This window comes from Micromonospora sp. RTGN7, from assembly GCF_033804645.1.
Classification (GTDB): Bacteria; Actinomycetota; Actinomycetes; order Mycobacteriales; family Micromonosporaceae; genus Micromonospora.
In genome coordinates this window covers 1-9,666 of the sequence record NZ_JAPZLF010000041.1, presented here as the reverse complement: position 1 = coordinate 9,666, position 9,666 = coordinate 1, and the positions used below count along the sequence as shown (strand labels likewise).

At 76.1% G+C, this 9,666-nt stretch carries 2 protein-coding genes; both read right to left on the bottom strand.

Going from position 1 to position 9,666, the window contains the following annotated elements; genetic code table 11:
• On the bottom strand, positions 1-7,296 hold a 7,296-nt coding region (locus tag SNR22_RS28975), incomplete at its 3' end, for a type I polyketide synthase (protein WP_320069864.1).
• A gap of 47 nt (positions 7,297-7,343) precedes the next feature.
• Positions 7,344-9,666: SDR family NAD(P)-dependent oxidoreductase (locus SNR22_RS28970; RefSeq protein WP_320069863.1), on the bottom strand; the 2,323-nt coding region annotated here is incomplete at its 5' end.

Genomic DNA, 9,666 nt, shown 5'->3' with positions numbered 1-9,666 from the left:
ACCGATCACCGCCTGCGGGACCACCCCCGCGTGCTCCCACACCGCCGCCAGAGCAATACCCACGGCCCACAACACCGGCTGCACCACCTCCACCCGGTCCAACCACGACTCGTCCGCGCCGGTCAACACCGACACCAAATCCACATCCAGGTACGGAGCCAACGCCCGCCCGCACTCCGCAAGCCGCTCGTCGAAGACGGGGGTGCGACCAACCAGGCCGGCAGCCATCCGCGCCGACTGCGCACCCTGACCCGGGAACACGAACACCGGCCCGGGACCATGCGACGCGGCCACACCCGACACGACATTGCCGGCCGGGGCACCCGTGGCCAGGGCGTCCAGGCCCGCCAGCAACTCCCCGACGCCCGCGCCGACCACGGCAGCCCGCTGGTCGGACAGCGCGCGGGTGGTGGCCAGGGACCAGCCGACCGCCGCCGGGTCCACGTCGCCCCGCTCGCGGACGTACGCGGCGAGGCGGGCGGCCTGGCCGGCGAGAGCGGCCTTCGACCGCGCCGACACCGGCCACACCGTCGCGTCGGTGGAGGTGAGCAGGCCCGGGGTGGCCTCGGCACCGGTCGGCGCGGGCGGCTCGTCGGCCTGCTCGATGATCACGTGCGCGTTCGTGCCGGAGATGCCGAACGAGGACACGGCGGCCCGGCGGGGGCGGTCCAGTGTCGGCCAGGGGCGGGCCTCGGTGACCAGGTCGACCGCGCCGGCGGACCAGTCGATGTGCGGGGACGGCTCGTCGACGTGCAGCGTCGCGGGCACGACCCCGTGCCGCATCGCCTGCACCATCTTGATCACCCCGGCGACGCCGGCCGCCGCCTGCGCGTGCCCGATGTTCGACTTGATCGAGCCGAGCAGCAGCGGCCGGTCGGCGGGCCGGTCCTGGCCGTAGGTGGCGAGCAGCGCCTGCGCCTCGATCGGGTCGCCGAGCGTGGTGCCGGTGCCGTGCGCCTCCACCACATCCACGTCGGCCGTGGAGAGCTTCGCCGAGGCGAGAGCCTGCCGGATCACCCGCTGCTGCGACGGCCCGTTCGGGGCGGTCAGCCCATTCGACGCGCCATCCTGGTTCACCGCGCTACCCCGCACGACGGCGAGGACCGTGCGGCCCTGCCGGCGGGCGTCGGAGAGCCGCTGCACCAGCAGCAGGCCGACGCCCTCGGACCAGCCGGTGCCGTCCGCCGACGCGGCGAAGGACTTGCACCGCCCGTCGGCGGCGAGGCCGCGCTGTCGGGAGAACTCGACGAACGCCGTCGGGGTGGCCATCACCATCACGCCGCCCGCGAGGGCCATGTCGCACTCGCCCCGGCGCAGCGCCTGGCCGGCCCAGTGCAGCGCGACCAGGGACGACGAGCAGGCCGTGTCGAGGGAGACCGCCGGCCCCTCCAGGCCGAACGTGTACGCCACCCGGCCGGAGATCACGCTGCTGGTGAGCCCGGTCAGCGCGTAGCCCTCGGTGCCCTCCGGCGCGTACGCGAGCAGCGAGGCGTAGTCCTGTCCGCTGGTGCCGACGAAGACGCCGGTGCTGCTGCCCCGCGCGGTGGCCGGGTCGATCCCGGCCGACTCGAAGGTCTCCCAGGTGGCCTCCAGCAGCAGCCGCTGCTGCGGGTCCATGGCCAGGGCCTCGCGGGGGCTGATGCCGAAGAAGCCGGGGTCGAACCGGTCGACGCCGGCGAGGAAGCCGCCGCCCCGGGCGTAGAAGGTGCCGCTGGCGTCCGGGTCGGGGCTGTACAGCCCGTCGAGGTCCCAGCCCCGGTCGGTGGGCAGGTCGGTGATCGCGTCGACACCATCGGCGACGAGGCGCCACAGGTCCTCGGGCGAGGCCACCCCGCCGGGCAGCCGGCACGCCATGCCGACGATGGCGAGGGGCTCGTCGTCGCCGATCGCCACGGCGGTGGTCGTGGGCCGCACGGGCACCGGGGTGCCGGCGATCTCCGTGCCGAGGTGGGCCGCCAGGTCGTGCGGGGTCGGGTAGTCGAAGACGAGGGTGGCGGGCAGCCGCATCCCGAACGCGTTGTTGAGCCGGTTACGCATCTCGACCGCGGTGAGCGAGTCGAAGCCGAACTCGCTGAACGCCCGGCGCGGCTCGATCGCGGTCGGGTCGGGGTAGCCGAGCACGGCGGCGGCCTGCCCCCGGACGATCTCGACGAGCGCGGCGACCCGGTCGGCGTCGCCGAGCGCGGCGAGCTGCTCGGTCAGGGTCGCGCCGGTGGTGGCCGCGGCGGCGGCCCGGGCGGGGGTACGGATCAGCGCCCGGTACAGCGGCGGGACGCTGCCGCCGGCGAACTGCGCCTTCATCGCGGCGAGGTCGAGGCGGGCGGGGACGAGCGCGGCGTCGGGGGTGCGGCACGCGGCATCGAAGAGCGCGAGGCCCTCCTCGGCCTCCATCGCGGCGACGCCGGAGCGGGAGATCCGGCTGAGGTGAACGTCGTCCAGCTCGGTGGTCATGCCGCTGCGGTCGGCCCAGAGGCCCCAGGCGAGGGTGAGCGCGGCGAGGCCGTGCGCCCTGCGGTGGTGGGCGAGGCCGTCGAGGAAGGCGTTGGCGGCGGCGTAGTTGCCCTGGCCAGGGCCGCCGGCGGTGGCCGCGAGCGACGAGTAGGAGACGAACGCCCGCAGGTTGAGGCCGGCGGTCAGCTCGTGTAGGTGCCAGGCGGCGTCGACCTTGGGCCGCAGCACGCCGTCCATCCGCTCGGGGGTGAGGGAGGAGATGACGCCGTCGTCGCGTACCCCGGCGGCGTGGATGACGGCGGTGAGCGGGTGCCCGGCGGGGATGCCGGCGAGCAGTTCGGCGACGGCGTTCCGGTCGGCGACGTCGCAGGCGGCGACGGCGACGGTCGCGCCCAGCGCCTCCAGTTCGGCGCAGAGTTCGGCGACGCCCCCGGCCGCCCGGCCGCGCCGGCTGGTGAGGATCAGGTGCCGGACACCGTACGTGGTCACCAGGTGCCGGCTCATGAGCTGGCCGAGGGTGCCGGTGGCGCCGGTGATCAGGACGGTCCCGTCGGCGTCGAAGGGGGCGGCGGAGGGCTCGGCGGAGGCCGGCACGCGGGTGAGGCGGGCCCCGGCGGCGACGCCGGAGCGGACGACGACCTGCGGCTCGTCAGTGCCGAGGGCCGGGACCAGGGCGGCGGCGCAGCCGGCCACGTCGTCGACGTCGGCGAGCACGAACCGGTCGGGGTTCTCCGACTGGGCGGAGCGGACCAGGCCGATCACGGCGGCACCGGCCAGGTCGGTCAGGTCGGCGTCGGCGCCGGTGGCGACCGCGCCCCGGGTAAGCATGACCAGCCGGGAGGCCGCGTACCGGTCGTCGGCGAGGAACCCCTGGAGGACGGCGAGCGCCCGGTGGGTCACCTCGGCGACGGCCCGGGGCACGTCTGCCGACGCGGGCGGGTCGAGGAACGGCACGACCAGCACGCCGGGCACGTCCGCACCTTCGTCGAGCGCGGCGGCCAGGGCCGTCAGGTCGGGGTACGCCGCGACGGCGGTCCCGGTGGCGGCGACGGCGTCGGCGAGGCCGCCGGCGTCGGAGACGACCGCCCAGCCGACGGTGGACGGGCCGGCGGCCAGCGCGAGCGGGGCCCACTCGACGCGGAACAGCGACTCGGTGCCGGCACCGGAGGCGGCCCGGAGCTGGTCGGCGGAGACAGGCCGCAGCACCAGGGAGCCGACGGAGACGAGTGGGGCGCCGGTGACGTCGGCGAGCAGCAGGGAGACGCTGTCGGTGCCGGTGTGCGAGACGCGGACCCGGGCCGCCGCCGCGCCCGCGGCGTGCAGGGCCACGTCGTTCCAGGAGAACGGCAGCCGGCCGTACCCGGGCGGGATGGTCGCACCGGACGGCTGACCGGCGGGCGCGGCGAGGCCGAGGGTGTGCAGGGCCGCGTCGAGCAGGGCCGGGTGCAGTCCGTACCCGCCGGCCTCGGCTGCCGGGGCCTCCGGCAGGGCCAGCTCGGCGAAGAGGTCGTCGCCGCGCCGCCAGGCGGAGCGCAGCGCGATGAAGGACGGGCCGTAGTCGTAGCCCTGGGCGGCGAGGTCGGCGTACAGGTCGTCGGTGCCGACCTCGGTCGCGCCCGGCGGCGGCCAGGCGGTCAGATCCGACCAGCCGGGCGGGCCGCTCGGGGTCGCCGGCCCGCCGGCGAGGACGCCGCTGGCGTTGCGGGTCCAGGCCCGCTCGGCGCCCTCGGCCGGCTCGCCGTCCTGCCCGGAGTGCAGCGACACCGACCGGCAGCCGGTCTCGTCGGCCGGGCCGATCCAGAGCTGGATGTCCACGCCGCCGGTCTCCGGCAGGATCAGCGGGGACTCCAGGGTCAGCTCCCGGACGTGGTCCGCGCCGACGTGCGCGCCGGCCTGGAGCGCCAGCTCCACGAAGCCGGTGCCGGGCAGCAGGACGGTGTCGAAGACGACGTGGTCGGAGATCCACGGGTGGGTGCGCCGGGCCAGCCGCCCGGTGAACAGGAAGCCCTCGGCGTGCGCGACGCCGACGGCGGCCCCGAGCAGGGGGTGCTGGGCGGGGCGCAGGCCGACCGCGGTGACGTCACCGGTCCACCCGGCGCCGGCCTCGGGCCAGTACCGCTGGTGCTGGAACGCGTACGTGGGCAGGTCGACCCGGCGCGCGCCGGTGCCGGCGAACCACGGCCCCCAGGTCACGGCCACGCCGTTGACGTGCAGCTCGGCCAGGGCTGTGAGCAGCGCCTGGGCCTCGGGCCGGTCCCTGCGCTGTGCGGCGACGGCGAGCGCGCCGTCGTCGCCGGGCAGGATGTCGGCGGCCATCGCGGTGAGGACGCTCTGCGGCCCGATCTCCAGGAACGCGGTCACCCCGGCGGCGCGCAGGGCGGCGACCCCGTCGGCGTACCGGACGGCTTCGCGCACGTGCCGCACCCAGTAGTCCGGGGTCCGCAGCTCGTCGGCGTCGGCGAGCGCGCCGGTCAGGTTCGACACGACCGGCAGCAGCGGCGCCTGGAAGGTCAGCCCGCTCAGGACCGTGCGGAACTCGTCCAGCATCGGCTCCATCAGCGGGCTGTGGAAGGCGTGGCTGACGGTGAGCCGGCGGGTCCGGGCTCCCCGCTCACGCCAGCCTCGCTCGACCTCGTCGAGGGCGTCGACCGCACCGGAGACGACCACGGAGGTGGGCCCGTTGACGGCGGCGATCCCGACCCGGTCGGCTAGCCCGGCGATCGACTCGGCCACGGCCTCCTCGGCGGCGTTGACGGCGAGCATCCCGCCGCCGGCCGGCAACGCCTGCATCAGCCGGCCCCGGGCGGCCACCAGGGCGCACGCGTGCTCCAGGGACAGCACCCCCGCCACGTGCGCGGCCGTGACCTCCCCGATCGAGTGCCCGCCGACGAAGTCCGGCACCACCCCGAACGACTCGACGAGGCGGAACAACGCCACCTCGACGGCGAACAACCCGGCCTGGGTGAACAGGGTTTGGTCCAGCAGCTCCGCGTCGGCGAACAGCACCGGCTTCAACGGCTGCGGCAACGCCCGGTCCAGGTGCCCGCACACCTCGTCGAGCGCCGAGGCGAACACCGGGAACGCCTCGTACAACTCCCGGCCCATGCCGGCGCGTTGCGCGCCCTGACCCGAGAACAACACCGCCAGCGGACCCCGCTCGACCACCCGCCCCGCGACCACCGCACCCGACGGCGAGCCCGCCGCCAGCGCCCGCAGCCCCGCCAACAGCTCATCCCGCCCGCCGGCGACCACCACCGCCCGGCTGTCCAGGACGGACCGAGAGGTCACCGACGAGAAGGCCACGTCGAGGGGGCACGCGTCGGCGTCGGCGTCCAGCCACCCGGCCCAACGGCCGGCCTGCGCGGCGAGCGCGGCGGCGTCCCGGGCCGACACCGCCACCGGCACGACCGGCCGCTCGACCGGCGGCGCGGCGGCTGCCGGGACGGGCTCGGGGGCCGGGGCCTGTTCGACGATGATGTGCGCGTTGGTGCCGGAGACGCCGAACGACGACACGGCCGAGCGGCGGGGGCGGTCCACGGCGGGCCACGGCGTGGCCTCGGTGACCAGCTCGACGGCGCCCGTGTCCCAGTCGACCTCAGGGGTCGGGGCGTCCACGTGCAGGGTGGGCGGCACGACGCCGTGCCGCATCGCCATGACCAACTTGATCACACCGGCCACCCCGGCGGCGGCCTGCGCGTGGCCGATGTTCGACTTCACCGAGCCGAGCAGCAGCGGCGCGGCCCCGCCCCGGTCCTGCCCGTACGTGTTCAGCAGCGCCTGCGCCTCGATCGGGTCGCCGAGCCGGGTGCCGGTGCCGTGCGCCTCGACCACGTCCACGCCGCCGGCGGCGAGGCCGGCGTTGGCGAGGGCCTGCTGGATGACCCGCTGCTGGGAGGGCCCGTTCGGGGCGCTCAGCCCGTTGGACGCCCCGTCCTGGTTGACCGCGCTGCCCCGCACCACGGCCAGGATCGGGTGGCCGTTGCGCTGCGCGTCGGAGAGCCGTTCCAGCAGCAGGACGCCGACGCCCTCGGACCAGCCGGTGCCATCGGCGGCGGCGGCGAACGCCTTGCACCGGCCATCGGCGGCCAGGCCGCGCTGGCGGGAGAACTCGACGAACGCGGCCGGGGTGCACATGGCGGTGACCCCGGCGACGATGCCCAGGGTGCACTCGCGCTGGCGCAACGCCTGGGCGGCGAGGTGCAGGGCCACCAGGGAGGACGAGCAGGCGGTGTCGATGGTGACCGCCGGGCCCTCCAGGCCGAAGGTGTAGGCGATCCGCCCGGAGACGACGCTGCCGGCGTTGCCGGTCATCAGGTGCCCCTCGAGGCCCTGCGCGGCGCCCATCAGCACGCTGCCGTAGTCCTGGCCGGTGCTGCCGGCGAAGACGCCGGTCCGGCTGCCCTTGAGCGAGTGCGGGTCGATGCCGGCCCGCTCCAGCGCCTCCCACGAGGTCTCCAGCAACCAGCGCTGCTGCGGGTCCATGGCCAGGGCCTCCCGGGGGGAGATCCCGAAGAAGCCCGGGTCGAAGTCGGGCAGGTCGTGGACGAAGCCGCCCTGCGCCGTGTACGTGGTGCCAGGCCCGCCCCCCTCCTGGTCGGCGTCGTACAGGGCGTCGAGGTCCCAGCCCCGGTCGGCCGGGAAGTCCGTGATCACGTCCCGCCCGGACGCCACCAACTCCCACAGGTCCTCAGGCGAGCGCACCCCGCCCGGGAAGCGACAGCTCATCGAGACGATGGCGACGGGTTCCTGCTCGCCGGCCTCCACCTCACGCAGGCGCTGGCGCACCTGGTGCAGGTCGGCGGTGACCCGCTTGAGGTAGTCGAGAAGCTTCGCCTCGTCAGCCATGGACCGCCCCATCCTTGTGTTGACCCGTGCACGCGGCAGCGATCACGTCAGGACACCCCCAGCTCGCGGTCGATGAAGTCGAAGACCTCGTCCGGCGTGGCGTCCTGGAGCTTCTCGGCGACGGCCTCTCCGCCGCTGCCCGGGGCGTCGACCTCGTTGAGGGAGGCCAGCAGCCCTCGCAGCCGCTCGGTGATCCGAATCCGGGCGCTGCGGTCCGGCGCCGAGCCGGCCAGCGCCGCTTCCAACCTGTCCAGTTCCCCGAAGACCGGCGCGACACCGACCACCCCGCCGTCGACGACCGCCGCGCGGACGTACTCGGCGAGGCCGGCAGCGGTCGGGTAGTCGAAGACGACCGTGGCGGGCAGCCGCACGCCGGTCGCGGCCGAGAGCCGGTTGCGCAGCTCGACAGCGGTGAGCGAGTCGAAGCCCAGTTCCCGGAACGCCCGGCCCGGCTCGACGGCGTCCGCCGAGGGGTGGCCGAGCACGGCGGCAGCCTGGCCGCGTACCAGGTTGAGGAGCGTCTTGCGCCGCTCGGCGTCGGTCTGCCCGGCCAGCAGGGCAGCGAGGGACTCCGCCGACGTGCCGGCGTCGTCGGCCCGCTCGGCGGCGGCCTGCCGCGCCTCGGGGACGCCGGTCAGCAGCGGGCTGGGCCGGACGGCGACGAAGCCCGGCACGTACCGGTCCCAGTCGATGCCGGCCACCAGCGTCGCCGGTTCCCGCCGCGCCACGCAGCGGGCGAGGGCGGCGAGCGCGGTCGCGGTGTCGAGGCGGGCGACGCCGGTGCGGCGGCGGCGCTCCTCCACGGCCTGGCCGGCGGCGGCCATTCCGCCGGCCGCCCACGGGCCCCAGGCGACCGAGGTCGCCGGCAGGCCCTGCCGGTGCCGCTGCTCGGCGAGCGCGTCGAGGTAGGCGTTGGCCGCCGCGTAGCTGCCCTGCCCGGCCGCACCGAGCTGGCCGACCAGGGCGGAGAAGAGCACGAACGCGCGCAGCGGCAGGTCGGCGGTCAGCTCGTGCAGGTGCAGCGCGCCGAGCGCCTTGGGCCGCAGGACGGTGGCGAGCCGGTCGGCGGTGAGGCCGTCGAGCACCCCGTCGTCGAGTACCCCGGCGGCGTGCACCACCGCGGTCAGCGGCGCGTCACCGGGCACCTCGGCGAGCAGCTTCGCCAGCGCCGCCCGGTCGGCCACGTCGCAGGCGGCGACGGTCACCCGGGCACCGGCGTCGGTCAACTCCCGGGCGAGGTCGGCAGCGCCGGGGGCGTCCGGCCCTCGGCGGCTGACCAGCAGCAGGTGCTCCGCACCTCGGGCGGCCAGCCAGCGGGCCACCTCCGCACCGAGGGCCCCGGTGCCGCCCGTGACCAGCGTCGTGCCCGGGTGATCGGGCTCGTCGTCGGTATCGGCGCCGCCGGGGGCGCGGACCAGGCGGCGGACGAGGATCGTGGTGCCGTCCACGGCGATCTGGTCCTCGCCGTCCAGGCCGGCGAGGGCGGCGCAGAGCAGGTCCCAGCCGTGGTCGTCGAGGGTGGCCGGCACGTCGACCAGGCCGCCCCAGCGCTCCGGGTGTTCGAGGGCGACGACCCGGCCGAGGCCCCAGAGCAGCGACTGCTCCGGCCGGTGCGGCGTCGCGTCCCGGGTGGTGCCGGCTGCGCCCCGGGTGACGCACCACAGCGGGGCGGCCACGTCGAGGTCGCCGAGGGCCTGCACCAGGGCGAGGGTGCGGGCCAGGAACGGCGGCACCGGCTGGGTGTCGTCGACCGGGCCGTCGGCGAGGGCGAGCAGGGACAGCACGCCGTCGACGCCCGCGCGTTCGTCGTCGCCCGTACGGGTGGTGGGAGCCAGGTGCGCGGCGACGGCCGCCCGATCGGTCAATTCCTCGGGCAGCGGCACCAGCCGGGCGTCGGCACCTCGGCGGGCCAGCTCGGCCACGGCGGCCGCGCCCTCCTCGGCGCGGCGCTCGTCGACGACGACCCACCAGGCACCGGTGAGGAAGCTGACGGGGGTGCCCGGGTACGGCTGCCACACGCCCCGGTAGCGCAGGTCGTCCAGCTTGGAGCGGTCCCGCTGCTGGCGCCGCCAGGAGGCGAGCACCGGCAGGGCGGCGCCCAGCCGTTCGAGCGACTCGGTGGCGCTCTGCGCGGTGAGTTCCGCGAGCGCACCGAGGTCCTCCCGCTCGACGGCAGCCCAGAACGCGGAGTCCACGCCGGTCGGGGCGTCGTCGCCCCGAGCCTCGGCCGTCGTTGGCCAGTACGCCTGGTGGTCGAAGGCGTAGGTGGGCAGGTCGACGGTGTCGGTCGCGGCGAGGACCCCCGTCAGGTCGACGGGCAGGCCGATCGTGTGCGCAGTGGCCAGGTTGGTCAGCAACCGGGTCGGATCG